At 59.6% G+C, this 25,951-nt stretch carries 20 protein-coding genes; 14 read left to right on the forward strand and 6 right to left on the reverse strand.

Annotated elements, in window-relative coordinates:
• Positions 1 to 4: 4 nt before the first annotated feature.
• Entirely contained in the window at positions 5 to 952 is a 948-nt protein-coding gene (locus tag BST95_RS03700) for a serine/threonine-protein kinase (RefSeq protein WP_084198208.1), read from the reverse strand.
• Between the two features lie 249 nt (positions 953 to 1,201).
• Between BST95_RS03700 and thiI the strand changes: the two genes are divergently transcribed.
• From thiI to dtd, 3 genes are all read left to right on the forward strand, one after another.
• Entirely contained in the window at positions 1,202 to 2,650 is a 1,449-nt protein-coding gene (thiI, locus tag BST95_RS03705) for a tRNA uracil 4-sulfurtransferase ThiI (RefSeq protein ID WP_084198209.1), read from the forward strand.
• 132 nt (positions 2,651 to 2,782) lie between these two features.
• The gene (typA, locus tag BST95_RS03710) at positions 2,783 to 4,594 is read left to right on the forward strand and encodes a translational GTPase TypA (protein WP_084198210.1); all 1,812 of its coding nucleotides are present in this window, start codon (positions 2,783 to 2,785) and stop codon (positions 4,592 to 4,594) included.
• A 5-nt stretch (positions 4,595 to 4,599) separates the two neighbouring features.
• A complete protein-coding gene (dtd, locus tag BST95_RS03715) occupies positions 4,600 to 5,037 on the forward strand; it encodes a D-aminoacyl-tRNA deacylase (protein ID WP_084198211.1) in 438 nt (145 codons plus the stop codon).
• On the opposite strand, the gene BST95_RS03720 is transcribed toward dtd, so the two are convergent.
• Complete coding sequence (locus BST95_RS03720; protein ID WP_102106322.1) at positions 5,015 to 5,488, reverse strand: GNAT family N-acetyltransferase; 474 nt, start codon at positions 5,486 to 5,488, stop codon at positions 5,015 to 5,017. The two genes, dtd and BST95_RS03720, sit on opposite strands and share 23 nt — an antisense overlap.
• A gap of 140 nt (positions 5,489 to 5,628) precedes the next feature.
• On the opposite strand from BST95_RS03720, the gene BST95_RS03725 reads away from it, so the two are divergent.
• Together BST95_RS03725 and parC are read left to right on the forward strand one after the other, a co-directional pair.
• Complete coding sequence (locus BST95_RS03725; protein WP_066057128.1) at positions 5,629 to 6,426, forward strand: cyclic nucleotide-binding domain-containing protein; 798 nt, start codon at positions 5,629 to 5,631, stop codon at positions 6,424 to 6,426.
• Positions 6,427 to 6,472: 46 nt separating this feature from the next.
• Positions 6,473 to 8,725, forward strand: coding sequence for a DNA topoisomerase IV subunit A (parC, locus tag BST95_RS03730; RefSeq protein ID WP_084198212.1), 2,253 nt, complete (start codon positions 6,473 to 6,475; stop codon positions 8,723 to 8,725).
• 343 nt (positions 8,726 to 9,068) lie between these two features.
• On the opposite strand, the gene BST95_RS03735 is transcribed toward parC, so the two are convergent.
• Positions 9,069 to 10,289, reverse strand: coding sequence for a hypothetical protein (locus BST95_RS03735; RefSeq protein WP_084198213.1), 1,221 nt, complete (start codon positions 10,287 to 10,289; stop codon positions 9,069 to 9,071).
• 135 nt (positions 10,290 to 10,424) lie between these two features.
• Here BST95_RS03735 and serB point away from each other — a divergent pair, with 135 nt between their 5' ends.
• Entirely contained in the window at positions 10,425 to 11,642 is a 1,218-nt protein-coding gene (gene serB / locus BST95_RS03740; protein ID WP_066057134.1) for a phosphoserine phosphatase SerB, read from the forward strand.
• 5 nt (positions 11,643 to 11,647) lie between these two features.
• Here serB and BST95_RS03745 read toward each other — a convergent pair whose 3' ends face one another.
• Positions 11,648 to 13,462, reverse strand: a complete 1,815-nt coding sequence (locus tag BST95_RS03745) for a hypothetical protein (protein ID WP_084198215.1) — start codon at positions 13,460 to 13,462, stop codon at positions 11,648 to 11,650.
• Between the two features lie 148 nt (positions 13,463 to 13,610).
• Here BST95_RS03745 and efp point away from each other — a divergent pair, with 148 nt between their 5' ends.
• Entirely contained in the window at positions 13,611 to 14,183 is a 573-nt protein-coding gene (efp, locus tag BST95_RS03750; RefSeq protein ID WP_084198216.1) for an elongation factor P, read from the forward strand.
• A 7-nt stretch (positions 14,184 to 14,190) separates the two neighbouring features.
• Positions 14,191 to 15,144 (forward strand): EF-P lysine aminoacylase EpmA, encoded by a 954-nt coding sequence (gene epmA / locus BST95_RS03755; protein WP_084198217.1) that lies wholly within the window; start codon positions 14,191 to 14,193, stop codon positions 15,142 to 15,144.
• Between the two features lie 4 nt (positions 15,145 to 15,148).
• On the opposite strand, the gene BST95_RS03760 is transcribed toward epmA, so the two are convergent.
• A complete protein-coding gene (locus BST95_RS03760; protein WP_084198218.1) occupies positions 15,149 to 15,598 on the reverse strand; it encodes an acyl-CoA thioesterase in 450 nt (149 codons plus the stop codon).
• Complete coding sequence (nhaC, locus tag BST95_RS03765) at positions 15,591 to 17,048, reverse strand: Na+/H+ antiporter NhaC (RefSeq protein WP_082850167.1); 1,458 nt, start codon at positions 17,046 to 17,048, stop codon at positions 15,591 to 15,593. The genes BST95_RS03760 and nhaC overlap by 8 nt, the downstream gene beginning before the upstream one ends.
• Positions 17,049 to 17,221: 173 nt before the next feature.
• On the opposite strand from nhaC, the gene BST95_RS03770 reads away from it, so the two are divergent.
• From BST95_RS03770 to BST95_RS03795, 6 genes are all read left to right on the forward strand, one after another.
• Entirely contained in the window at positions 17,222 to 18,388 is a 1,167-nt protein-coding gene (locus tag BST95_RS03770) for a PQQ-dependent sugar dehydrogenase (protein WP_084198219.1), read from the forward strand.
• An 8-nt stretch (positions 18,389 to 18,396) separates the two neighbouring features.
• Positions 18,397 to 20,037 carry a VRR-NUC domain-containing protein gene (locus BST95_RS03775; protein ID WP_084198220.1) on the forward strand — a complete coding sequence of 547 codons (1,641 nt, stop codon included), beginning with the start codon at positions 18,397 to 18,399 and terminating at the stop codon, positions 20,035 to 20,037.
• The gene (locus tag BST95_RS03780) at positions 20,030 to 22,303 is read left to right on the forward strand and encodes an ATP-dependent DNA helicase (RefSeq protein ID WP_084198221.1); all 2,274 of its coding nucleotides are present in this window, start codon (positions 20,030 to 20,032) and stop codon (positions 22,301 to 22,303) included. The genes BST95_RS03775 and BST95_RS03780 overlap by 8 nt, the downstream gene beginning before the upstream one ends.
• A gap of 333 nt (positions 22,304 to 22,636) precedes the next feature.
• The gene (locus BST95_RS03785; protein ID WP_084198222.1) at positions 22,637 to 23,779 is read left to right on the forward strand and encodes a Re/Si-specific NAD(P)(+) transhydrogenase subunit alpha; all 1,143 of its coding nucleotides are present in this window, start codon (positions 22,637 to 22,639) and stop codon (positions 23,777 to 23,779) included.
• Positions 23,780 to 23,781: 2 nt separating this feature from the next.
• Complete coding sequence (locus BST95_RS03790) at positions 23,782 to 24,072, forward strand: NAD(P) transhydrogenase subunit alpha part 2 (protein ID WP_066057156.1); 291 nt, start codon at positions 23,782 to 23,784, stop codon at positions 24,070 to 24,072.
• 6 nt (positions 24,073 to 24,078) lie between these two features.
• Complete coding sequence (locus BST95_RS03795) at positions 24,079 to 25,431, forward strand: NAD(P)(+) transhydrogenase (Re/Si-specific) subunit beta (RefSeq protein WP_084198223.1); 1,353 nt, start codon at positions 24,079 to 24,081, stop codon at positions 25,429 to 25,431.
• The last annotated feature ends 520 nt before the right edge of the window (positions 25,432 to 25,951 follow it).

Here is a 25,951-nt window from a genome sequence, read left to right on the forward strand (position 1 = left end):
GCGTTCAATCCTTGAGCCAATCGTCGCGCAGCACCCTGACCATTCGGTCGGCGGATTCGGGGCGATCATTGGGGTCTTTTTGCAGGCATTGCATGGCCAGCTCGGCGAGCACGTCGGGGATGGGGTGCTTACAGACACTGCGCGGGTCGGGGGGAATATCGTCGCGAATCTGGTCCAGGAGCTTGTGGACGACATCGCCCTGAAAAGGCGTTGTGCCCGTCAAGGTTTCGTACAGCAGGGCGCCAAGACTGTATACGTCGGAGCTGAAGCCAATGCCCGGGTCGCGCGCAATTTGTTCCGGTGACATATACATCACGGTACCCTGGAGTTTGCCTTCGCCGGTCATGCCGGGGTCGCCTTCAGCCTCCTCGTTATCCTCGTCATCGGCCCGGAGCGCGCCCTGGTGCCAGACCTTGGCCAGCCCCCAGTCGAGCAATAGCACTTCGCCGTAGGGCCCGATAAGAATATTGTCGGGCTTGATATCGCGGTGCAGAACGCCCATGGAATGGGCGTAACCCAGTGCCTGTGCTACCTGAACAAGTACATCCATCAGCTGAGTGAGGTCGTAGCGTTCGCGGTACTCCAGTACCTCGCGCAGGGTATACCCGTGAACGAGCTTCATGGTGAAGTAGAGGTTGCCCCGGTTGTCTCGACCCAGTTCGTAAGTCGGCATCGTATTGGGGTGCTGCAGGGCGGCGGATATTCGCGCCTCACGCAATAGACGTTTATTCTCGATGGGATCGTCGATGAACTCCGGCCGCAGGGTCTTGTAGCAGACGGTGCGCCGCAGGTGCAGGTCGCGACAGGACTTGATCAGCGACTTACCGCCCTTGGCAATAGTCGAGAAATAGGCGTAGCGGGTCTTGGGGTTGAGTGTGGTCGGCAGAGGGGCATCCATCTCCTCCGCATAAAGCGCGTGCTCAGCATTCCTCTGCTGCTGAAATTCAGGCATTAGTCACTCCGTGTAACAGCGTGTTTTACTCTGGCCGGTTCATGGCTTTGGCAGTATACCCATATCCCGGCGGATCAAGCATCGCGATCACGAGGAATTTAGCCCGGTTCCGACTGTGCAAAAAATCGGCAATTGTTGGCGTTTACACTCGCTGCAGCGGGTACCCTTTGGCGCTATAATCGGCGCCCATTTTGCCCGCCCCATAGGGGTTGGCCCGACCCAGCAGCGCCGTATGGCCATACCGATCCCATGAAATTCGTCGTCAAATTCTTCTCTGAAATTACGATCAAGAGCAGGCCCGTGCGCAAGCGCCTGGTGGCCAAGCTTCATTACAATCTGAATGCGGTCGTGCGCGAATATGATCCGGATGTAGTTATCAAGCACGGCTGGGACAAGCTGCAGGTTCACACCGAGCTACAGGACCCCCAGCAGATTGCGGCAATGGTGGGTGCCATGCGCAATGTAGCAGGCATCTCCTACATTCTCGAAGTGGCTGAATTCCCCTTGCCGGAGCTCGATAACATCGTCGACTACGTGCTGCCCATTTATGCAGACCGGCTGAAAGGCAAAAACTTTGCCGTGCGCTGCAAACGCAATGGCGACCACCCCTTCAAATCCGTGGAGGTAGAGCGCAAGGTCGGTGGGGCGCTTTTGGCCCGCACCGAGGCCGCGGGGGTGAAGCTCAAACAGCCTGAGGTGCCGGTTGAGCTTGAGATCAGCCGCAAGACCTTATTTGTGATTAAAGAGCGGCATCGTGGGCTTGGCGGCTTCCCGGTGGGCAGTACCGACCCGGTGATCTCACTGATTTCCGGTGGCTTTGACTCCCCCGTGGCGACCTACCTGACCATGAAGCGCGGCATGCGCAGTCATTTCCTGTTCTTTAACCTGGGTGGGCGCGATCACGAGATCGGCGTGAAGGAAGTGGCCCTGTACCTGTGGCAGAAGTTCGGGTGCAACCAGCGCGTGTTGTTCATCAGTGTGCCCTTTGAAGAGGTGGTTGCAGAACTGTTGACCCGTGTCGAAGACAGCCAGATGGGCGTGATTCTCAAGCGCATGATGCTGCGTGTGGCTAACCAGATTGCCGAAGAGCTGGAAATTGATGCGCTGGTGACAGGTGAGGCTGTGGCACAGGTGAGCAGCCAGACCCTGCGCAACTTGTCGGTGATCGACGAGGTGAGTGAGCGCCTGGTCCTGCGACCGCTGGTGGCTACGGACAAGGGAGATATTGTGCGCACGGCGAATGACATTGGCACCGGCGAGTTCGCTGCCAGTATGCCGGAGTACTGTGGCGTTATTTCGGTGAATCCGACCACGCGTGCACGCCTGGAGCGGGTTCGCGCGGAAGAGGAGTGCTTCGACATGTCGATTCTCGAGCGGGCGGTGACGAACGCCAGCCGCACGCGCATCGATCGGCTCGCCGAGGAAGAACTGGAGCGCACCGAGGTTGAGGTGTTGTCCGTACCGTTGGCTGAAAGCGTCATCATCGATATTCGCCACCCGGACGAGGAAGAGCTCGCGCCGCTGGCTGTCCATGTACCGGTGGAGAAGATCCCGTTTTACGAGCTGCACAGCAAGGGCGATAGCCTTCATCCGGACAAGACCTACATGCTGTACTGTGGCAAGGGCGTCATGAGTCGCCTGCATGCCAGCCATCTGGTGGAATCAGGGTGTTTGAACGTCAAGGTTTACGCCCCGTAAAACTACCAGCATTTATTGGCGGCGCTGGTGTATAATCCGCCGCCGATTTCCTAGCTGATTCCCCCTCTGCAGGGCCAAGCGACACAAACACGTGCGCTGCGGTCGCTGAAGTGCGGGCTAAAGGTGAGACCCTTGAGAGATAAACTACGTAATATCGCGATCATTGCCCACGTTGACCACGGTAAAACCACCCTGGTGGATTGCCTATTGCAGCAATCAGGCACCCTGGACCGCCGCAATGAAGGCGCTGAGCGCATCATGGACTCCAATGACCAGGAGAAAGAGCGCGGTATTACCATTCTGGCCAAAAATACGGCCATTGAGTGGAACGACTACCACATCAATATTGTGGACACTCCCGGGCACGCCGACTTTGGCGGCGAAGTTGAGCGGGTGCTGTCTATGGTGGACTCCGTTTTGCTGCTCGTGGACGCCGTTGATGGCCCCATGCCGCAGACCCGCTTTGTGACATCCAAAGCATTTGAGCAGGGCCTGAATCCGATTGTGGTCGTCAACAAGGTTGACCGCCCCGGCGCGCGCCCCGACTGGGTGATCGATCAGGTGTTCGACCTGTTTGACCGCCTCGGTGCCACCGAAGAGCAGCTCGACTTCCCAGTGATCTATGCCTCTGCCATCGAAGGTATTGCGGGCCTGGATCACGAGGACATGTCGGCTGATATGCAGCCTCTGTTCGAGACCATTGTTGAAAAGGTACCTTCACCGGAAGTCGATACCGAGGGCCCCCTGCAGATGCAGATCAGTGCCCTGGACTACTCCAGCTACGTCGGCGTTATCGGCGTGGGCCGCATTACCCGCGGCAAGCTGACCCCCAACACCCAGGTGGTAATCGCCGGTGCTGACGGTGAGTATCGCAAGGGCAAGGTGCTGCAGGTGATGGGTTACCTGGGCCTGGAGCGGGTCGATGTCGACAGCGCTGAAGCGGGCGATATCGTCTGTATTACCGGTATCGATGGCCTCAATATCTCTGACACCCTGTGTGATCAGGACGCGGTTGAGGCTCTGCCTGCGCTGACCGTGGATGAGCCCACTGTGAGCATGACCTTCCAGGTGAACGATTCACCTTTCGCCGGAAAGGAAGGCAAGTACGTCACTTCGCGCAACATCAAGGAGCGCCTTGATCGCGAGTTGATTCACAACGTTGCCCTGCGTGTCGAGCAGGGTGACAGCCCCGATAAGTTCAAGGTATCCGGCCGCGGCGAACTGCACCTGTCGGTACTGATTGAATCCATGCGCCGCGAAGGCTTTGAGATGGGCGTATCCCGCCCTGAAGTGATTCAGAAAGAAATCGACGGCGAGTTGCAGGAGCCCTACGAGCAGTTGGTCATCGACTGTGAAGAGGAGCACCAGGGCTCACTGATGGAAGAGCTGGGCCTGCGCCGCGCGGAGCTCGAAAACATGGTTCCGGACGGCAAGGGTCGAGTGCGGCTGGAATTTATAATCCCGGCGCGCGGCCTGATTGGCTTCCGCTCCCAGTTCCTGACTATGACCTCCGGCAGCGGCATCATGACCCACGTGTTCGATCACTATGGGCCGGTGAAGAATGCCGAGATCATCCACCGCACCAATGGTGTTCTCGTGTCCATGGTGAAGGGTAAGACCCTGGCCTATGGCCTGTTCAACCTGCAGGACCGCGGTCGCCTGTTCATCGATCCCAATATCGAGGTATATGAAGGCCAGATTGTTGGCTTGCACAGCCGCAGCAATGACCTGGTGGTTAACCCCACCAAGGCCAAGCAGCTGACCAACGTGCGCGCATCCGGTTCTGACGAAGCCCTTACCCTTACCCCGCCTGTTAAGCACACTCTGGAGCAGGCGCTGGAATTCATCGAAGACGATGAGCTGGTGGAAGTGACGCCTGAGAGTATTCGCCTGCGCAAGAAGCTGTTGCAGGAGCACGAGCGCAAGCGCGCCTCTCGCGGCTGATCCGCTTGAAAGCCCTGCTACAGCGTGTGTCCACGGCCAAGGTCGAGGTCGGCGGTGAGACAGTAGGCGAAATCGGGGCCGGGCTACTGGTGTTGCTCGGCCTCGACAAAGGCGACGACGAGGCCAAGGCCCAGCGTCTGCTGGATAAGCTGCTCGGCTATCGGGTGTTTGCAGACGATGAAGGCCGCATGAACCGCTCGGTGGCAGATACCGGTGGAGGGATATTACTCGTCTCCCAGTTCACACTCTCCGCCGATACACGCAAGGGTACCCGCCCGAGCTTTTCCTCGGCCATGCCGCCGGCAGAGGCTGAAGGCCTCTATAACCTGACGCTGCAGATGCTGCGGGACAAGCATGCCGACGTGGCGGCCGGTTCCTTTGGGGCCGATATGCAGGTGAGCCTTACCAACGACGGACCGGTCACGTTCCTGCTGGAGCTTTGAACACCATTTCCAGGTGCGGGATACCGTCGAGGATGTACTCCTCTCCCTCGGTGTAAAACTCAAAGGCGTTATAAAACTTCTCCAGGTGGGCCTGGGCGTGCATGCGGATATTGTGACCGGGCCAGCGGGCCAGATTGTGCTCGACCCCGCGGCGTACCAGCTCACGCCCGAGATTCCGCCCCCGGGCGGCCGGGGCCACCACAATCCGACCGATGGTGCTCTCGGTTTCCTGCAGGCCAGGGGGCAGGCAGCGCTCGTAGGCCAGCAGCTCATCCCCCTCCCACAAGCTGATATGCATGGCCTCCTGGTCCAGGCCGTCGACATCCAGGTAAATACTGGTCTGCTCCACGGCAAACACTTCCTGCCGCAGTTTCAGAATCTCGTAGAGTTGCCGGGTATTGAGCTCGTCAAAGCCCACAGTCTGCCAGTCGGGGGTCACGTTCGTATCCATTGCAATAGTCGCCCGGTGAAGTTCTCGCCGCGCTGAGAAGTTGCTACTATAGGCCTCATCGCGTGGCAGGCATAGCCCGGTCACCTTAGAACAACACAATATCCGGGGTATACCACGCCCCCTCCGCAAGAGGTTATTAGATGCTGGCGAAAGCAGAGCTCTCCCAGGATTTCACCATTCTCGGCCGTCAGTACAAGCAGTTGGTCGCCGCCTTACTCGAAGCGGTGAATATGCCGGGCATTCCTATGGAAGTGGGCCCGACTGACCGCGGCAACTTCCGCGGATTCGACGGCAACCAGTTCTATGTCATCGAGCGCGGTTCGCTCACCGCTCGCTATCAGGGCAAGCTGATTTACGTGATGGAACAGGGCGAAATTCTCCTCCCGGATATCGCTGGCAACCAGGAAGAAGAGGCCGCGGTGTACTTTGGCAGTGACGCCGGTGCCCGTCTGACGGCCTACTCCGCCCTCGAGTTCATGCGCCAGGTGTTTGAAGACCCGGCGGCCATCCGGCTGTGGACACGCCTGCTGATTACCTACTCTGGATTGATGCTGAGAATCACCTCAGGCAGCGTCGAAGCCGACGCCGGTGCGACACCGGGTTTCGAGATTTATGAGCCGGGTGAAATCATTATTCGCCAGGGCGATCGTGCCGACTATGTATTCAACATGTCTGTCGGTACGGCAGAAGTCATCGTCGACGATGTGCCGGTAGGGCGGATTGTCGACGGTGAAATATTTGGCGCCATGGCGGCGCTGACTCAAGCAGACCGCAGTGCCACCGTGCGGGCCAAAACGACCTGTTCAGTGGTGAAAGTACCCAAAGAGCAATTCACGGAGCTGATTCAGCGCAACCCGGCCACTATTCACAGCCTCCTGATCGATATGGCCAACTCCATCGTTAATCTCAACGAGCAGTTGGTCGGATTACGGGGCTGACCCATCGCCCGCAGCGCGGGCGAACCCAAGCAACAAACGGAACATCATGTCAGACATAATAGAAATCGACGACGACGGCATCGAACAGGTGTCGCTCAAGAGCTATACCGAGAAGGCCTACCTGGATTACTCCATGTATGTGATTCTCGACCGGGCCTTGCCCCATGTGGGCGATGGCCTGAAACCGGTACAGCGGCGCATCGTCTACGCCATGAGCGAGCTGGGCCTGAAGGCCTCGGCGAAATTCAAGAAGTCAGCCCGCACCGTGGGCGACGTTATCGGTAAATTCCATCCCCACGGAGACAGCGCTGCCTATGAGGCCATGGTGCTCATGGCGCAGGACTTCAGTTACCGCTACCCGCTGGTAGATGGCCAGGGTAACTGGGGCTCGCCGGACGATCCCAAGTCCTTTGCGGCCATGCGCTATACCGAATCGCGCCTCACCGCCTATGCCGATGTTCTGCTGGGCGAACTGGGCCAGGGCACCGTCGACTGGGTTCCCAACTTTGACGGCACCCTCGAGGAACCCTCGGTGTTGCCGGCCCAGGTGCCGAATGTGCTGCTCAATGGCACCACCGGCATCGCTGTAGGTATGGCGACCGATGTGCCTCCGCACAACCTTAATGAAGTAGTCTCTGCCACCGTACACCTGCTGGAAAATCCCAAGGCCACTGTCAGTGAGCTGTGCGAATTCGTGCAGGCACCGGACTTCCCCACCGAAGCGGAAATCATAACGCCTCGTGAAGATATTCTGGCCATGTACGAGAGCGGTCGCGGTGCGTTAAAAATGCGTGCCCGCTGGGAGAAGGAAGACGGCGACATTGTCGTCAGTGCCCTGCCGCATCAGGTGTCCGGTTCCAAGGTGCTGGAGCAGATTGCCCAGCAAATGCAGGCCAAGAAGCTGCCCATGGTGGCTGACTTGCGCGATGAATCCGACCACGAGAACCCCACGCGCCTGGTGATTGTGCCGCGCTCTAATCGGGTGGACATTGAAGGGGTGATGAATCACCTGTTTGCCACCACGGATCTGGAGCGCAGCTACCGGGTCAATCTGAATGTGATTGGCATCGATGGTCGTCCCGGGGTAAAAGGCCTGGACCGTATCCTCAAGGAGTGGCTGTCTTTCCGCACCGACACGGTTCGCCGCCGGCTCGAATTCCGCCTCGAGAAAGTGCTGCGTCGCCTGCACATTCTGGAAGGCTATCTGGTGGCCTTCCTAAACATTGACGAAGTCATCCACATTATTCGCACCGAGGAAAAGCCCAAGCAGGCCCTGATGGATCGCTTTGGCATCAGCGACATCCAGGCAGAAGCCATCCTCGAACTGAAGCTGCGCAACCTCGCCAAGCTCGAGGAAATGAAAATTCGCGGCGAGCAGGATGAGCTCGAAAAAGAGCGCGATAACCTCGAGAAGATTCTCGGCAGCGCGGCGCGCCTCAAGACGCTGATTAAGAAAGAACTGCTGGCCGTGGCAGAACAATACGGTGATGACCGTCGCTCGCCGCTGGTAACCCGCGACGAGGCCAAGGCCTTCAGCGAACTGGAGCTGATGAGCTCCGACCCGATTACCGTGGTTATGTCGCAAATGGGCTGGATTCGTGCGGCGAAGGGTCATGAAATCGACCCGACCACACTCTCCTACAAGTCTGGCGACGGCTACAAGATGTCGGTGCGAGGCCGCAGTAACCAGCCCACCGTCATACTGGATTCCACCGGCCGGGCCTATACCGTCCCGTCCCACAATCTACCCTCGGCCCGAGGCCAGGGCGAACCGGTGACCGGGCGCATTAACCCACCGTCCGGTGCCACGTTCGAGGGCATGATGACCGGCGGTGACGAACAGCTGTATCTGCTCGCTTCCGACGCGGGCTATGGCTTTGTCGGCAAGCTCAGCGATCTTCAGACCAAGAACAAGGCCGGTAAAGCCGCCCTGTCTCTGCCCAAAGGTGGCAAGGTCATGCAACCGGCTGCCATTGGTGAGACTGAGGGTGCCTGGGTGGCCGCAGTGTCCAATGAGGGCCGCCTGCTGGTGTTCCCGTTGGCCGATCTGCCGCAGATGGCACGCGGCAAGGGCAACAAGATCATTGGTATTCCGCCGGCCCGGGTACAGGCCCGTGAGGAATGGGTGGTCTCGGTGCAGGTGTTGAGGGCAGGCGATACGCTGGTGGTTCACGCCGGCAAACGTCACCACAAGCTGAAGTTCTCTGACCTCGAGCACTACCGAGGTGAGCGCGGGCGGCGCGGTAACAAGCTGCCGCGTGGGTTCCAGAAGGTGGATGCCATGGTGGTTGAGGGCTGACCCCCCCAATTGCGGGTAGGCTTTGGCTACCCGCGCCAGGGCTGGGCTGAAAGCCCTCCGCCGTCTCCACAAATCATAAGCACGACCTGATGGTGCGAAAACCCTTTCAGCCCAGCCCCGGCGCTCGATTCCGTTATCACCAGGAGTGACAGTTTTGGATATCCCAGTTGAGAACTGAGTCGAGGTTTGGAAGTCGGTTGAAGCTTCCTGAAATCGTCGAGAGGCATGGATGCCGCACGCCGAAGCGCGCCATGGATGGCCTTGCAGCGGTTTCAGGAAGCTTCAACCGACTTCCAGACCGGATTGCAGGAGCACTACAACAAGGCAGGATTGAGCAGTCGCTTCAGAATGAGTTGTAGCTGCCGCTCGAGCAGATCGTCATAAGGCCCAGCAAACCCTTCCACCATCGTGTAGTCCATGACCTCAGTTGCCTGCTGCTGAATGCGGCCCGCAACGTCAGTATCTTCACACACCGCCGGTGACAGCAGAATTTTTGGGGCTTGCTGGCGCAGACCTGCTGCAGTTCATCCAGGGTCGATTGCATATACAGCCCCGGGTAGATGTCCTTGTGGTCGCCCACGCCCAGCTCGCTCAGGGATGCGGCGATGGAAATATTCAGGGACAGTGGCATGTGTTTTTCGAGCTCCGCGGCCACCGCGTGTATCAGCCAGGCGCAGGAGGCGGCGCGGAAAGGAGCGCTGCCCGCATTGCCCCGGCCCGAGAAATACACTGCCAGGGCAAACTGGCGGGTGACCTGGATTTCGCCGCCGTAAAAGCCTGCCGAGGCATAGACGACCTGATGGAGGCGATCCGTATAGCGGTGCAGAGATTGTTCGTCGAGGGTATCCACATAGGCCATCAGGCTGTCCAGCTGCAGATACAACACCGCCGTAGTGCGGTAGTTCTCGTCGCTGGCCACCGGCTCGCTGTTGGTGCGCAGCAATTCCATGGGCAGGTCGTCCACCCGGCGCGCGAGGAGGTCCAGCTCATTGGTATTGGGTGGAGTGGGGCCCTGGCCTTCCAGGGCAATCTGTTTGGACAGTGACGATACCCGGGCGCCGACACGCTTGCCCAGGTGCAGGCCAACGCCGTATAGGGTCAGGCTCAGCAGAATGGCGAGCCCCAGCAGGCTCAGCACGAAGCGCAGGTGGGCGGCGCTGGCGGAGTCGGTGTTAACCGTAATGACTACTTCACCGGCAATGTCGGATTCGATGCGCAGAGGTGCGCGATACTCGAACAGGTTCTGGCCGGCAGCATCGCCTGCCTGCCCGAGGGCTTTGCCCTCCACGTCGAAGATAGCGACCCGTGCGGCAGACGAGGTCTCTACGAAACGCTGCAGTGAGGCGGAGACGCTGAGCAGGTCGCCGGTTTCCAGGGAGGTGCTGATTCGGCGCGCAATCTGGTGAGCCAGGGCATTGCCGAACTCTGCCTGCTGCTGTCTCTGCAGGTGTTTGCTGGAAATGCTCCCCAGGGCGACGAGGGCAAGGCTGACCGCCAGACAGAGGCCAGCGGTAAAGGTGGCGAGCTGTTGGCCGAGGGGTGCGTTATTGAGGCGTTCTATCACGGCGTCGCTGTCTGCTAATGGTCGCGGACCAGTATAAACCAGCCCGCCCGGATGTGTCCGGGTTGTCGTGGAAGTTTTCAGTGCTGCGGGCAAACGGTTAGAATAGCGGCGCTTTCACAGACCCTGGACAGTCCCTTGAGCGAAATCCTGCTGATTACCATCTCCGGCGAAGATCACCCCGGCGTCACTGCTGGCGTTACTGCCATTCTGGCGCAACACCGGGTTAATATTCTGGATATTGGCCAGGCAGTGATTCACGCCACCTTGTCCATGGGCATATTGATTGAACTTCCCGCTGGCGTTGATCGCGAGGCGGTTACCGCTGCCGTGGATGCCCAGGCTGAAGCCCAGGGCATGCGGGTGAAAGTAAGCCCTGTGGCGAGCGTGGCCTACGACGAGTGGATCCAGGCCCAGGGTAGAGCGCGCTATATCATTACGCTGCTGGCGCGCAAGATTACTGCGGATCAATTGGCCCGAGTGACCGAGGTTGTATCGCGGCACAACCTGAATATAGACAGCATTAACCGCCTGTCCGGGCGTATTCCGCTGGGTGAGTTGCCCGCCCTGAGTAAGGCCTGTGTGGAATTCTCGGTGCGTGGTCCGCTCGCTGATTCCAGTGCTTTCCGGCGCGATTTGTTGGAGGTCGCCGGGGCGCTGGATGTCGACCTGGCGTTCCAGGAAGACAATATGTTCCGTCGCAATCGGCGCCTGGTCGCGTTTGATATGGACTCAACCCTGATCGAGGCCGAAGTGATTGACGAGCTGGCTGTTCACGCCGGTGTGGGTGATCAGGTCAGTGAAATCACTGAACGGGCGATGCGCGGTGAGCTGGATTTCTCTGAGAGTTTCCGGGCTCGGGTTGCCTTGCTCGAGGGTTTAGGCGAAGAGGCCCTCGAGCGGATTGCGGGAGAGCTGCGCATTACCGAGGGTGCCGAACACCTGATCAGCACACTGCGCAAGCTGGGCTATAAGACCGCCATTCTTTCAGGCGGCTTCACGTATTTTGCCCGTTACCTGCAGCAACGCCTCGGCATTGACTATGTGCATGCCAATGAACTGGATATCGAGAATGGTCAGGTCACCGGCAAGGTCACCGGCACAATTGTCGATGGCGAGCGCAAAGCGTTTTTATTGCGTCAGCTGGCGGAACAGGAAGGCCTGGATTTGCAGCAGGTAATCGCGGTCGGTGATGGCGCCAACGATTTGCCCATGCTCAGTGCTGCGGGCCTGGGCATCGCATTCAGGGCCAAGCCACTGGTGAAGCAATCGGCCGAGCAATCCATTTCCACGCTTGGCCTTGACGCCATTCTCTATTTGCTGGGCTTTAGCGATCGCTACCAGAGCGATCACTGAGTCGCTCAGATATTACTCCACACAGAGTCGTAGGCTGAGTCCACCAGGCCGCTGGTGTCATCGGCGATGACGTCACCAAGCATGCGCACGTAGCGAAAATCAAATTGCGAGAAACTGCCTGTGGCGGCCAATTGCCGGTTGAGCTGCAGGTGCAGTTCCTCACCGGGGCGCTGCAGAGTGATCTTCTGGTTTTCCCGAAAGCTCGTGCGCGGCGTGATCAGGGTTTGCGGTTGCCCGACCAGGTTGATTTCAGGCAATAGCAGGGCGCGTTGAGGCTCAGTTTCTTCGCCAGTTTTGCTGCGGGTCACTGCGCCATAGGCTTTGACCTGTGGGCTCAGCAACTCGATGCCCATGAGGGTGCGCTTATTTTCAAGCTGGCTGATCCAGCGTATGACCGCGAGCACCCACTGGTCATGCTGACCTTCCTGGGCGGAGACCAGATCGCCCACTTTCAGCTCCGCTGGAAGTTCCTCTTGCCAATCGAGGCAATAGCCGCCGGGGCTGGCGTTGACCATCATGGGCATATACAGCGGGTAGTTGCGCTCCAGCTGCGGGTCGTCGTCGCCACTGAGGATGGCGGCGGCAGAGCGGGCGTCCAATTGCACCTGGTGGTCGAGATAGGCCTCGGCTTCGGAGTCGCTATGTTGTCGCTCGAAATCAGTCTCCGGGTTGGCCCTGCTCCAGACATCACTACCACTTTGCTCGCCAAAGGGCGTGGTCTCCCGGCGCTCGGTGGGATGGTTTAGATACTCGCTTCCATACACCGCTTCGGGAAAACTGCGATCGCCTGCGGCGTGATAGTGGGCCGCGCTCAAGCCAATGCTGACGGCCAGTGGCCCCTTGGCCGGTTTGCGGACGAAATTGCGCACACTGACTGAGCCCAGTGCGTCGATCATGTGCGAGATTAGACCCTGGGTAAGGTTGGTGCCGTCATCGAGGGTGACGCCTGAGCGTTGACTGGATGCCTGCAGGTTTTTCATGTGCGCCACCAGCGGCGCGGTGTTGACCTTGCGCGCTGTGGCGGGGATGGTGTCGCGAAATAGTGAGGCGTAGAGCGGTGGCTGGTCGTGGTCCAGATCGACCAGGAACAGGCCGTCCTCACCGCCAATCTCGACCAGGTCCGACCACTGCAATAGTGCCTGGTGCACAATCGCCAGATCGGCCTGGCGCAATTGATTGGGTTTGCAGCAACCGGTAAGCATGGCCACCAGATAACACTGGCGAATACTGATCTGGGTGTCACCCGGGCCCGGCAGTGCAATCTCCGCCAGCTCCTGGCGCTCGCCGAGGGCGTACAGCTGGTGCATGGTTAGCCAGCCATGGGGCTCCATAGGTTTGTGCAGCTGGAACTCCAGCAATCTTTTCCTGCCGCAGTACTGCAGGGCTCGTAGCAGGGCTTCGCAGACCAGCCGCGCCGGGTTGATGCCGCGGACGCTGTCGCGCTGCTGCAGTGCCTCTACAGCGGTGCAGTTATAGGCGGAAATCGAGAGGGCGTATAAGCGGTCGATCAAGGCCGCCACGCGTCTCGGTTCTTCGGGCATGACCAGCGGCTGGTTGAGAAAGCGGCGGGAGAGGCTGGTACAGGCGATTTGCAAATTGGATTGCAGTGCTTCCAGCAGGCTGAAGCGCAGCTCCGGTTGCAGCCGACAGCGGCACAGTTGTTCCAGTGCAGAGGCGAGTCTGTTGGCGACTACTTCCGGGTTGGCCACGGGCAGTTGTGCTGCCCATTGGTGTGCGCTTTCCTCCCGGGCGGCGAACACAGATAATTCTGCCAGGTCCTGCGCAGGCAGTTGCAGACGAATTGGTGTCTCGCTGGCCATAGGCCCTCCTTGCCCACTGCAGATTGCCACCTGAGTAACCATTATGGTCGTAAACCACGGTCCTCGCCAGCTGACCGGGGATGCTCCCCAAGGGGCGCCCGTTGCGGTATTATTAGCGCCCTTTTTTTAACCGTAATGGACAAGCACCATGGGGAACTATTCCACCAACGAATTCCGCTCGGGTCTGAAGGTCATGCTCGATGGCGAACCTTGCTCTATCCTCGATAACGAGTTTGTAAAGCCCGGTAAGGGTCAGGCATTCAACCGGGTCAAGCTGCGTAACCTGAACACCGGTCGGGTCTGGGAGCGGACGTTTAAATCCGGTGAATCCCTCGAAGGCGCCGACGTGATGGACCGCACGATGGAGTATCTCTACACCGACGGCGAATTCTGGCACTTTATGGAGCCCGACACCTTTGAGCAGTTCCAGGCCGATGCCAAAGCCGTGGGTGATTCACACCTGTGGCTGAAGGAACAGGACAAGTGTGAGGTCACTCTGTACAACGGCGCGCCGCTGTCTGTTGCTCCGCCCAACTTTGTCGAGCTGGAAATTGTTGAAACCGATCCTGGTCTCAAGGGCGACACCGCCCAGGGCGGCAATAAGCCCGCCAAACTCAGCACGGGTGCGGTGGTGAAGGTACCGCTGTTCCTCAGCGAAGGTGAGGTTGTTCGCGTGGACACCCGCACCGGTGAATACCAGGGCCGGGCTAGCAAGTCCTGATCTGCGCTTGAGCGAATCTGATGCAGCCCTGACGGAGGTCCTGCGCGCCCGGGCAGGGTTGTACCGTCAGATTCGCGAATTTTTCGAGCACCGCCAGGTACTCGAAGTGGAGACACCGCTGCTCTGTTCCAGTGGTGTGACCGACCCCTCGATAGAACCCCTTATGGTTGAGCGTGGCCAGTCGCTGAGCGCGCCGCGCTACCTGCAGACCTCACCTGAATACGCCATGAAACGCCTGCTGGCGGCGGGGAGCGGTGCGATCTTCCAGATTGCCCGGGCCTTTCGCGACGGCGAGGCGGGCTCGCGCCACAATCCCGAGTTCTCAATGTTGGAGTGGTACCGGCCCGGCATGGATCACCACCAGCTTATGGCTGAGGTGGAGGCGTTCCTGCATCACTGCCTGCCGGGTCGTGCAGCTCACTACTTCAGTTACCGGGCGTTGTTCCTGGAAACGCTGTCGCTCGACCCCTTTACCGCGACCGATGCCGAACTTGAGAGCAGGGCCAGGGAGACGCTCGACCTCGGCGATCTCAGTGGTGACCGGGATATGTGGCTGGACGTGTTAATGAGTCACCTGGTTGAACCTGATCTCGCCGATCGCGGAATGTGTTTCGTCTATGACTACCCCGCCAGCCAGGCCGCGCTGGCGCGGATTGGCCGTGTCGACAGCGTTAATGTAGGTCATCGCTTCGAGGCCTATGTCGATGGTGTAGAGCTGGCCAATGGTTACTGGGAGCTGACCGACCCTGCAGAACAGCGGCGGCGTTTTCAGGCTGACAATGCCCGGCGCAGGGGGCTGGGGCTGACTGAGCGGCCCCTCGATGAATACCTGCTGCAGGCATTGGAGCGGGGAATGCCGGCGTGTGCCGGTGTGGCTCTGGGATTGGATCGGTTGTTAATGCTCGCCACCGGCATCGATGATATTCGCCAGGTCCTGTGTTTCGACTGGCAGCGCAGTTAGGCGTTCAGGGAGTACTCTCGAGTACCGCCGGTCCGTAGCCCTCTATGAATTCGCGGGGCAGGCGTCGCGGTCGGCCGGTGCTGAGCTCAATGCACGCGAAGCGCACAACGCCTCGCAGCAACGTTTGTGCGTCGCCCTTGCGCAGGATTTGAAAGTTGCGCTCCATACTCAAGCGCCCGTCCCAGGACACAATCCAGGTGCCTACCACCAGTTCATCGCCCTCCCTTGAGGCCTGTAGGTAGTCGTATTCGCCGCGGATGACGGCCATGGCACGATCCAGCTGTTGATAGCAGGCCAGATCCAGCCCCAGCGCGGCGGAGTGTGACCAGGCCGTCTGTTCACACCACTGCACGTAGACCGCATTGTTGGTGTGCTTTAGTCCATCTATATGGTCCGGGCCGACGGTGAGTTCCAGCGTATGGGGATTGGGGTGATCCCAGGGAAAATCAGCCATGGGCACCTTCAGGCTCGCGGATCTCCTCATCGTAGCTTGCAGGTTTCAGGGCGAAGTGCAGGTAGCCGTAGATGATGGCGATGATGGGGCAGGCGAGATTGAAGAACGCGTAGGGTGCGTAGGTAAATGTGGCGACCCCCAAGGTGGCAGACATATAGGCGCCACAGGTATTCCAGGGGATCAGGGCCGATGTCAGCGTGGCCGAGTCTTCCAGGGTGCGGGACAGGTTCAATCGGGACAGGTTTTTGTTGGCGAACTCATCCTTGTACATGCGTCCCGGCAGGGCGACAGCGATGAACTGGTCTGCCGCGAGGATGTTGGTGCCAATACAGGTCAGCACCGTGGTGGTAATGAGCGAGCCCACACTCTTGACGCCGCGCAGGGCCAGGTCGAGCAGATAGGCGAGAATGCCGGTGCGTTCGAGAACGCCGCCGAATCCGAGGGCACTGATGATCAGCCACACCGTGTTGAGCATGCTGCTCATGCCGCCCTTGCTGAGTAGCGCGTCGAGAAACTCATTGCCGCTGGCGGACTCATACCCCTGGAAGAGCGCGATCCAGACTCCTTTGAACTGGACAAAAAATGCTGAGAGGCCCGCGGTATCGCCCGCCAGGCGCGCGACCTGCTCCGGTTGGAATACGATGGCAAACAGCGCGCCAACCAGCGCACTGATGACCACCGCGGGGTAGGCGGGGAAGCGTTTGAACACCAGCGCCAGCATCAGCACCAGCGGCAGGAGCAGGTGCAGGCCAATCGAAAACTGTTCGCTCAGCGCCAATTGCAGCGCGGCGATCTCTTCCGGCGTGGCGCCGCCGCTGCCACTGCCGATTAACGCGAACAGCACCAGTGCCAGTGTGAAGGCGGGCACTGTGGTCCAAAGCATATGGCGGATATGGTCGAACAGGTCCACCCCGGTTGCCGCCGCCGCCAGGTTGGTGGTGTCCGACATGGGCGACAGTTTATCGCCGAAGTAGGCACCGGAAATAATTGCACCGGCGGTAATGGCGGGGGAGAGATCGAAGCTGCCGGCAATGCCCATCAGGCCAATGCCCAGGGTGCCGGCGACGGTCCAGGAACTGCCGATGCTGATCGCCACGATAGCGCAGATGGCCGCACTGGCGGCGTAGAACACCGACGGGTTAAGAATCTGCACACCGTAGTAAATCATCGCCGGCACAGTGCCAGACAGAATCCAGGTGCCGATCAGCATGCCTACCGACAGCAAAATCAGGGTCGGACCCAGGCCTACCCCAATGCCGTTAACAATGCCCTCCTGGGCTTCCTTCCAGCCCTGGCCGTTAAATTTGGCGACCAGCGCGGCGACGCAGGTCGCCAGCACCAGGGCGATCTGGTTGGCGCCATAGGACGAATCCGCGCCGAACAGGTAGACCGAACAGGCCAGTAATACCACCAGGAAAACAATGGGCGTGAGGGCCATCCATGCCTTCATTTGTATGCGATCGGGGCTGCTGTCTGTCAATGTGTTGTACCTGAACGGGTGAAGTAGCGCAGAATGCCCTAATTGAGCCGGTTGGTACAGTTTGCTGACAGGGTTCTGACATTGGCGATGTGATCACGTACCATTGGCGGCTGCACCAAATGTACCGCCTTTGGAAGTCAACTATGAGTTATTTGCGCCGCGTTTTTGTTGTCCTGGCAACGTTCTCGTGTCTGTTCTTCATTTCTGCATGCACTGCCACTGAAGGCGGTGCGGGCGAGTCCGAGCCCCTGTTGGAGGGGGCGGCGGAGCAATCCGGGCCGGGACAGCCGACCGGGTTGCAGGCCAAGACGTTGCTCACCTGGCTGCGTGAGCCCTGGGGTATGGATTTCCTGCCCGACGGCCGGCTGCTACTCACAGAAAAAGAGGGGGTGTTGAAGATCGTCACCCCCGCTGACTGGAGCACCGTTGACGTCGGCGGTCTGCCCGAGGTCTTCTCTGAGGGCCAGGGGGGGCTGCTGGATGTCCTCGTACACCCTGATTTCAGTGACAACGGCCTGATCTACCTGAGCTACAGCATTGCCCTGGACGGCGGCTCCACCACCCGGGTTGCCCGCGCCCGCCTGGCCGGCGAGCAGTTGGAAGGACTTGAGGTGTTGTTCACTGCGCTGCCCGCATACAACGAACGCCGCCACTATGGCTCCCGGTTACTGCTAGATGACGGCTACCTCTATATCACCGTTGGCGATCGCGGCAATCGCAAATTGGCCCAGGACCTGTCTACCCACAACGGCAAGGTCATGCGGCTTACCGAGAGTGGCGGAACCCCGGAGGATAACCCCTTCGTCGGCCAGGCAGGTGCTCGTCAGGAAATATACAGCTACGGCCATCGCAACCCCCAGGGTATTGCCAAGAACCCTGTCACCGGTGCGATCTGGGTGGCCGAGCACGGCCCCCAGGGTGGCGACGAAATCAATATCCTCAAGGCCGGCGCCAATTATGGTTGGCCGGTGATCACCTATGGCGAGGAATATGGCGGCGGCAAAATTGGTGAGGGCACCCACAAAGAAGGCTTGGAGCAGCCACTGGTCTACTACACGCCGTCCCTTGGTGTAGGTGGCATAGACTTCTACGTCGGCGACCACTACCCCCAGTGGCAGCCTTCACTGCTGGTTTCAGGCCTGCGCCTGAAGCGCCTCAATCGTCTCGAACTTGACGGCGAGGGGGTGGGGCGTGAGACCCGCTTGCTGGGCAATTCCGACATGCGGATTCGCGATGTACAGGTGGGCCCCGACGGCCTGATTTACCTGTTGGCAGACCGCAGCCGCCTGATCCGAGTGGAGATCGACTAGCAGCGGGTATGGACGCTACTGCCCCGGTTGAACTGGCGCCACATTACTATCGGGACAACTTCCTGCGCCTGCTGGATACGGTTGAGCGCAACTACGAGGACCTGCTCGCGCCCGCCGAGCAGGCATTTGTCAGCGCCTACCGGGCATTGGCCTTCGATGCCCAATGCCTCTATGTGCGGCTGATCTCGCGAGTTGGTCCCTGGTTCCGCGAGGAACAGCTCGATTACCCAGAGCTGAATGCGCTGCCGGCGGCAGTGGAAGCATTGCTCAGTGCAGGCCTGTTGGTCGAGACAAACGTGTTGTCGGTTGCGGAAACGGGCTCGCTGTTCTCGCGCCAGTCGCTGGCGCAAGCAATGGGGCTTGACCACAAACTGCGCAAAGCAGAATTGCTGGCGGCGCTGCCTGAAGATGAGCCTATACCGGTGGCGTTGTTCACCGCGGGTCGGGTGATTGGCCCGGTCGGGGCAGACATCGTTGAGGTGCTCTCGCTACTGTTCTTTGGCAATCGCCATCAGGGCCTGACGGATTTTGTGCTCAGTGATCTTGGGGTTGCGCGCCACTACCCGTATACCGTCGATCGCAGCCAGCGTCTGTTCTGTGACCGCGGTGCACTGGATGAATACCTCGGCTGTGCTGCCATTGCCGACGCCTGGTGGGCGTTGCGCGAGGGCGCGATCGACGCAATCGACCTGCCGTCGCTGGCCGCGCTTGCGCTGGATTTTTCACCGAGCTACTCGAGCTCGTTAAGGCGATATGCCCGGCTTTGTAACAGCCTGGCGCGCGACCTGGAACGGGCCGGCGAGGGCGAGGCGGCGCTGGCCCTATACGCACGTAGCGATCTGCATCCTGCCAGAGAACGCAGTGCCCGTATTCACGAGCGCGCAGAGCGCTATGGGCAGGCCGCAGAAATCTGCGAGACGATTATTGAACAACCCTGGGGTGAGGAGGAGCGCGATGCAGCGCAGCGCATTATGCCGCGTTTGCAGCGTGCCCTGACGGGGGCGAGTCAGCGCCGACCCCGCGACAATTTCGCCCGTATTGAGCTGGCGCTGACGCGCGACAACCAGAGCGTCGAGTTGCTGGCAGCCAATGCGCTGGCGGCGAATTGGCCCGATGTGTACTACGTGGAAAACCAGCTGATGAACAGCCTGTTCGGGCTCGCATTCTGGGAGCAGATTTTCGCGCCATTACCCGGCGCATTTCATCATCCGTTCCAATCCGTGCCGGCAGATATGTATGAGCAGGGATTTGCCGAGCGTCGCGAGGCGTTATTGGCGGCACGACTCGATGAGCTGGCCACCACGGATCTCTCGGCTGAATTGTCCGCGGCCTGGTGCCGCTATCAGGGTTATCAGTGTCGCTGGGTGAATTGGCGCTATGTCGACGAGCAGCTGATAACCCGGGCAGCAAGCATTATCCCGCGAGAGCACTTGCTGGCGATCTGGCGGCGGATGCTGTTCGATCCCGGCGAAAACCGCCGGGGCTTCCCTGATTTACTGGCATTAGGTGAGAGTCCGGGCCAGTACTGCATGATTGAGGTAAAGGCGCCGGGGGATACGCTGCAGGATAGCCAGAAGCGTTGGCTGCGCTTTTTTGCGAGCCACGATATTCCGGCGCAGGTGGCCTGGGTGACCTGGAACCATGATTGAAATCGCAGTCAGCGTGCGTGACCTGGCGGCGTTTTGCCACCGGCGGGGTGATATCGATCATCGCTTTACCCCTTCACCTACAGCGGCCCAGGGTATCGAGGGTCATCAGCGAATTTACCGGCGTCGCCCGGCGTCTTATCAACCTGAATACGCCGTGGAAATGCGCGAGGCTTTCCCTGGATTCAATCTGCTGGTGCGAGGGCGTGCCGATGGTTTTGACGCCCAGGCGGCGCAGGTGGAGGAGATCAAAACCTGCCGGGTGGATCCGGCGGACATTCCGGAGGCGGTCACCCGGTTGCATATCGCCCAGGCTACAATCTATGCGGCGTTGATTGCCCGCAGTGAGGGGCACGATAGCCTGCAGGTGCGCCTGACCTGGCTGAATATAGAGCGCGACGAGGAGACGTATGTCGATCGGGAATACAGCGCCGCCGAACTGGCGAGTTTTCTGGAAGAAACCCTGGCGGCCTTCGGCGGCTGGTTGGCAACCCTGGCCGATATTCGCCGGCAACGCGACGCCTCACTGACCAACCTGCCATTTCCCCACGGTGACTTTCGCCCCGGCCAGCGCGATATCGCTGAATTGGTCTACAAGTGCATCGACCGCGGTGGTGAGTTAATGGTTGAGGCTCCCACGGGCATTGGCAAAACAGCGGCGGTGCTCTATCCCGCCCTGCGCGCGCTGGAGCGGGGTAAGCATGACGGCCTTATTTTTGCGACGGCACGCACGGTAGGGCGCCGCGCGGCTGAGGAGTGTCTGACTTTGATGGCAGGTGCGGGCCTGAGCATGCCGTGGCTGAGCCTGACGGCCAAGGACAGCATTTGTTTCTCGCCGGGTAAGGCATGTCATGCACAGGATTGCCCCTATGCGGAGGGGTATTACGATCGTCTGTCCGGCGCGCTCCAGGACGCAATAGCGCGCGGCGCGCTGTCCCGGGCGGCGATTGAGGAAGTGGCCCGGGAGCACAGGGTCTGCCCCTACCAGTTGGCGGACGATCTGTTGCCCTGGGTAGATGCGGTGATTGCCGACCTCCATTATCTCTACAGCCTCTATCCGCGCCTCGGACGACTCGCTGAGCACAGTGGCAGGCGATTCACAGTGTTGTTGGACGAGGCTCACAATTTGCCCGAGCGAGCTCGCGGTATGTATAGTGCGACGCTCTCCAAGCCCCAGCTGATGCGCGTTAAGCGTGGCGTGCCAAAGTCGCTGAAGCGTCCCTTGGAGCGGATTAATCGGCAGTTTCTCGTGCTGCAAAAAGAACCCTGGCCAGAGCCGGACTACTACTGCCGGCCGGAGCTGTCAGACAAGTTGCAATTCGCGCTGCTGAATTTCACCGCCGCCGTGGGTGAGCAGCTCGCCGAGCAGCCGACCTTGTTTCAGCGCGAATCAGCCCTTGGTGACTTCTACTTCAATGTGCTGCATTGGCTGCGCGTGGCAGATTATTGGGGAGAGGACTTTGTGTTCGAGCTGCAGTGTGATGCCGATGGCCGCAACCTGGCGCTGGCGCTGAATTGTCTGGATGCGTCGCGCATACTCAGTGCCGGCCACGCCCGCACTCACGCGGCGGTGGCTTTCTCCGCCACCCTCTCGCCGGCCCACTGGATGCGCCAGACTCTGGGTCTTACCGAGAATTCGGTGTGCCGGCGACTGGACTCCCCCTTTGCCAGTGAACAACTGGAGGTGCGGCTGGAGACAGCGGTGGATACCCGTTTCCGGGCCCGGGCTGACAGCCTCGATCGGCTGGTGCAGGTTCTGCAGGAATGGCTGGCCAATACCGAAGGGAACTGCATGATCTACTTTCCCTCCTATGCCTATATGCGCGATGCACTGGGCCACATCGACCTGGGTGAGCGAACCCTGTGGCAACAGGAGCCCGGACAGGACCTCACTGCCAGGGAGGAATTACTTGCAGCGTTTGTCGCCCGGCGCAATCTCGCTGCGTTCTGTATTCTCGGGGGTGCGTTCGGTGAAGGCATCGACCTGCCCGGTGACCAACTGCGGGGCGTGGCTATTGTCGGGGTAGGGTTGCCTCAGGTGGGACGTGAGCGGGAGCTGTTGCGGTCCTGGTATGAGGCCCACTATGGCAGCGGTTTTGAGTACGCCTATCTCTATCCCGGCATGCAGAAGGTGGATCAGGCCCTTGGCCGGGTCGTGCGCACCGCCGACGATCGCGGTCACGCCCTGTTAATTGATACCCGCTATGCCTGGTCGCAGTACCGCGAGCTTTTGCCACCCTGGTGGGAGTACCGTCACCAGCCCAGCTGATTGGCGCCGTTAGCCTCTCTCCAAGTATTTCTCCGGTCTATTAATTTGGGCCCGAGGTCATTGTTTGAGCGAATAGCTCGGGTAGATTGGCCACTCCCTGCGTGGCTGCGATAGGGTGCGTCTCGCCAATGGTTTAGGGCAAGTCAATTCAGGTCGTGAATAATGGTCATTATTCCGGCGGTATTTGCCCTGTGCTAGAGTGGTCGCCCCCTCTTGATTGAGGGTGATTAAGTTGTAGGGACAAGGGCTCAAAGAGGCTCGCTCCGAAAGTGCCGTCGGCCAGATCAGGCCGCGGTGCATAAACAGAAACAGGCAACGGGGGTAAACACCGTTATGCGCATCGCGATACCCAGGGAAACTCAACCGGGCGAAAACCGGGTTCCCATCACGCCAGACGTGGCCAAGAAATTGGTCCGTATGGGGGCAGACCTGCACGTGGAGTCCGGAATGGGCACCACTTCAGGATTCACAGACGAGCAGTACACCGAGGTAGGGGCAAGCATTGCCGCTGACCGCAGTGAATTGTTTGCTAATGCAGACATGTTGCTGCGATTGAACAAACCCACCGCAGAAGAAATCGCGCTGATGAAGCGCGGTGCCATTCACATCAGCTACCTGGACCCCTTCAACGAGCACGCGCTTGTGAATGCGTTCAAGGACGCGGGAATAACCGCCATCTCCATGGAGATGATCCCCCGTACCACGCGCAGCCAGAAAATGGATGCCCTCAGTTCCCAGGCCAACCTGGCCGGCTATGTGATGGTCATGAAAGCCGCGGCTGCCCTGCCGCGCATTTTCCCGATGATGATGACACCGGCAGGCACCTTGAAGCCGGCCAATGTTTTTGTCATTGGCGCCGGCGTGGCGGGCCTGCAGGCCATTGCGACCGCCAAACGTCTGGGCGCCAAGGTTACTGCCTTCGACACCCGTCCCGTGGTGGCCGAGCAGGTGCAGTCCCTGGGCGCAAAATTCCTGGAGATCGACCTGGGCGAGACCGGCGAGACCGCCGGTGGCTACGCCAAGGAACTGACCCCAGAGCAGGTGGAAATGCAGCGCCAGGCGCAGAAAGACGTGATCGCCAAGTCCGACGTGGTGATTACCACGGCCCAGGTCTTCGGTCGCAAGCCTCCGGTACTGGTCACCAAAGATATGGTCGATGGCATGATGCCCGGCTCCGTGATTGTCGACATGGCGGCGGAAACCGGCGGTAATGTCGAGGGCTCCGTGCCCGGCGAAACCGTGGATTGCGATGGCGTCACCCTTATCGGCACCGGTAACTGGGCCAGCGACGTCGCCCGGGATGCCAGCCAGATGTACTCCTCCAACCTGTTTAACCTCGTCGAGGACAACTGGAGCGAAGAGCAGAAAGCGTTCGAGGTCGATTTCGAAGACGACATTCTGCCCGGTTGTATCATCACCCATGGTGGTGAGATCACTAACGAGACCATTAAGAACATCATTGAAGGGGAGGGCTGAGCATGGTTCCCGCAGAAGTATTCCTGACGTTCATCCTGTTGCTGTCTATTTTCCTGGGCTTTGAACTGATCAACAAAGTGCCGGCCACCCTGCACACACCACTCATGTCCGGCGCGAACGCGATCTCCGGCATTACCCTGGTGGGCGCGGTTGGCCTGGTAGGCGCGGTCGACGATCCTGACCTGTCCAAATGGCTTGGCGTTGCCGCCGTGGCCTTTGCCTCCATTAACGTGGTGGGCGGTTACCTGGTAACCGACCGAATGCTCGCCATGTTTAAGAAAAAGGAGGGCTAAGCGGTCATGGAAAATGCAATCCAATTTGCCTACGTGGTATCGGCAGCGCTGTTCATCTTTGGCCTGAAGCAACTCGGCTCACCGGACACCGCCCGCCGCGGCAACATGATCTCCTCCATCGGTATGCTGGTGGCGGTTGTCGCCGCGCTGCTGTCCCAGGGCATCGACTACACCTGGATCCTGATCGGCGTTGCCATCGGTGGTGTGGTTGGCGCGCTCGCCGCACGCCTGGTTGAGATGACCTCCATGCCGGAAATGGTCGCCCTCTTCAACGGCTCAGGCGGTATCGCCAGCCTGTTGGTCGGCGCCGCTGCGCTGGATCCCGAGAACAACGGTACCTTCACTCTGGTGACCATTGTTCTGTCCATCCTGATTGGTGGCCTGACCTTTACTGGCTCACTGGTGGCCTACGGCAAGCTGAGTGAGAAAATCTCCTCGGCCCCGCTGATGTTTGTTGGCCAGCAGGTCGTGAACGGCGCTATCGTGGTCGGTATTCTTGGCAGTGCAGTGATGTTCTGCATGAACCCAGCCGATCCTACCTGGCTGTATGTGGTTATCGGTCTGTCGCTGCTGTTCGGCATCATGGCGGTTATCCCCATTGGTGGTGCCGACATGCCTGTTGTGATTTCCCTGCTGAACTCCTACTCCGGCCTCGCGGCCTGTGCGGCGGGTTTCGCGGTGAACAACAACATCCTGATCGTAGCCGGCTCCCTGGTGGGCGCGGCGGGTATCATCCTGACCCAGATCATGTGTAAGGCGATGAACCGCTCCCTCTCGAACGTGCTGTTCTCCGGCTTCGGCTCTGGCAAGCAGGACACCACCGAGGTGGAAGGTGAGATCAAGCCGATCTCTGTCGAAGACGCTTACTACGTGCTCGAAGCTGCCTCCAGCGTGGCCATCATCCCCGGCTACGGCATGGCGGTTGCCCAGGCACAACACGTGGTGAAAGAACTGACTGAGATCATGGAAGCCAATGGCGCAGAAGTGAACTTCGGTATTCACCCTGTGGCCGGTCGTATGCCAGGACACATGAATGTGTTGCTGGCGGAAGCCGACGTTCCTTACGATCAACTGCTGGAGATGGACGACATCAACCCGCGGATGGAATCGGTCGATGTCGCCATCGTGATCGGCGCCAACGACGTGGTGAACCCGGCGGCACGCGAGAGCGAAGGCAGCCCGATTTATGGCATGCCGGTGATCAACGTGGACCAGGCCCGCACGGTCTTCGTCCTCAAGCGCTCCATGGCCTCTGGTTTTGCCGGCATCGAGAACCCTCTGTTCTATAAGGACAATACGCGGATGCTGTTTGGCGATGCGAAAGAGTCTATCGGAGGGCTGGTTCGCGAGTTTGGTTAAGTTGCGAATCGCTACTCTTTGATGAAAACGCCGGCCTGTTGGTCGGCGTTTTTTTTGGTGGTGTTCTTTACGCGCCGGCATGGAGACTGTTTAAGCCTTTTGAAACAGCTACGAGCCCATCCATGGGGTCGCTTCGGCGTCCGGCATCCCTGCCTCCCGACGATTTCAAAAGGCTAAACAGCCTCCAAACCTCGATAGTTCGTAATCTCCGTATTGGGCATCTCAGTGACTTGAGTTGCGTTAGCGCTTGGCGAGCGATCTATGACCGTACTGTCGGCGGTTAATTCGCAAATTTGGTGTAGGAGACCAGAGCCATTGTCTTTGGTTGCTCCCTTCATACCTCCTGCCTAAAAAAGCTCTGGAGATGGTGATGTGAATCGAGCTCTGAGGGCTGATAGTTTGGTTTGAAATCGTCGGCAGGCATGGATGGCGGACGCCGAAGCGCGCCATGGATGGCCTTGCAGCGGATTCAAACCAAGCTATCAGTTCTCAGACCGCCCTGCACCTGAACCAACTCAAA

The sequence above is a fragment of the Halioglobus japonicus genome, assembly GCF_001983995.1.
Taxonomy (GTDB): domain Bacteria; phylum Pseudomonadota; class Gammaproteobacteria; order Pseudomonadales; family Halieaceae; genus Halioglobus; species Halioglobus japonicus.

What these genes read in the sequence shown, in the direction of transcription:
- BST95_RS03700 (WP_084198208.1), bottom strand. Translation starts at nt 952, where the DNA reads ATGCCTGAATTTCAGCAGCAGAGGAATGCTGAGCACGCGCTTTATGCG.
- thiI (WP_084198209.1), top strand. Translation starts at nt 1,202, where the DNA reads ATGAAATTCGTCGTCAAATTCTTCTCTGAAATTACGATCAAGAGCAGG.
- BST95_RS03720 (WP_102106322.1), bottom strand. Translation starts at nt 5,488, where the DNA reads ATGGATACGAACGTGACCCCCGACTGGCAGACTGTGGGCTTTGACGAG.
- BST95_RS03725 (WP_066057128.1), top strand. Translation starts at nt 5,629, where the DNA reads ATGCTGGCGAAAGCAGAGCTCTCCCAGGATTTCACCATTCTCGGCCGT.
- parC (WP_084198212.1), top strand. Translation starts at nt 6,473, where the DNA reads ATGTCAGACATAATAGAAATCGACGACGACGGCATCGAACAGGTGTCG.
- BST95_RS03745 (WP_084198215.1), bottom strand. Translation starts at nt 13,462, where the DNA reads ATGGCCAGCGAGACACCAATTCGTCTGCAACTGCCTGCGCAGGACCTG.
- efp (WP_084198216.1), top strand. Translation starts at nt 13,611, where the DNA reads ATGGGGAACTATTCCACCAACGAATTCCGCTCGGGTCTGAAGGTCATG.
- BST95_RS03760 (WP_084198218.1), bottom strand. Translation starts at nt 15,598, where the DNA reads ATGGCTGATTTTCCCTGGGATCACCCCAATCCCCATACGCTGGAACTC.
- nhaC (WP_082850167.1), bottom strand. Translation starts at nt 17,048, where the DNA reads ATGAAGGCATGGATGGCCCTCACGCCCATTGTTTTCCTGGTGGTATTA.
- BST95_RS03770 (WP_084198219.1), top strand. Translation starts at nt 17,222, where the DNA reads ATGAGTTATTTGCGCCGCGTTTTTGTTGTCCTGGCAACGTTCTCGTGT.
- BST95_RS03775 (WP_084198220.1), top strand. Translation starts at nt 18,397, where the DNA reads ATGGACGCTACTGCCCCGGTTGAACTGGCGCCACATTACTATCGGGAC.
- BST95_RS03780 (WP_084198221.1), top strand. Translation starts at nt 20,030, where the DNA reads ATGATTGAAATCGCAGTCAGCGTGCGTGACCTGGCGGCGTTTTGCCAC.
- BST95_RS03785 (WP_084198222.1), top strand. Translation starts at nt 22,637, where the DNA reads ATGCGCATCGCGATACCCAGGGAAACTCAACCGGGCGAAAACCGGGTT.
- BST95_RS03790 (WP_066057156.1), top strand. Translation starts at nt 23,782, where the DNA reads ATGGTTCCCGCAGAAGTATTCCTGACGTTCATCCTGTTGCTGTCTATT.
- BST95_RS03795 (WP_084198223.1), top strand. Translation starts at nt 24,079, where the DNA reads ATGGAAAATGCAATCCAATTTGCCTACGTGGTATCGGCAGCGCTGTTC.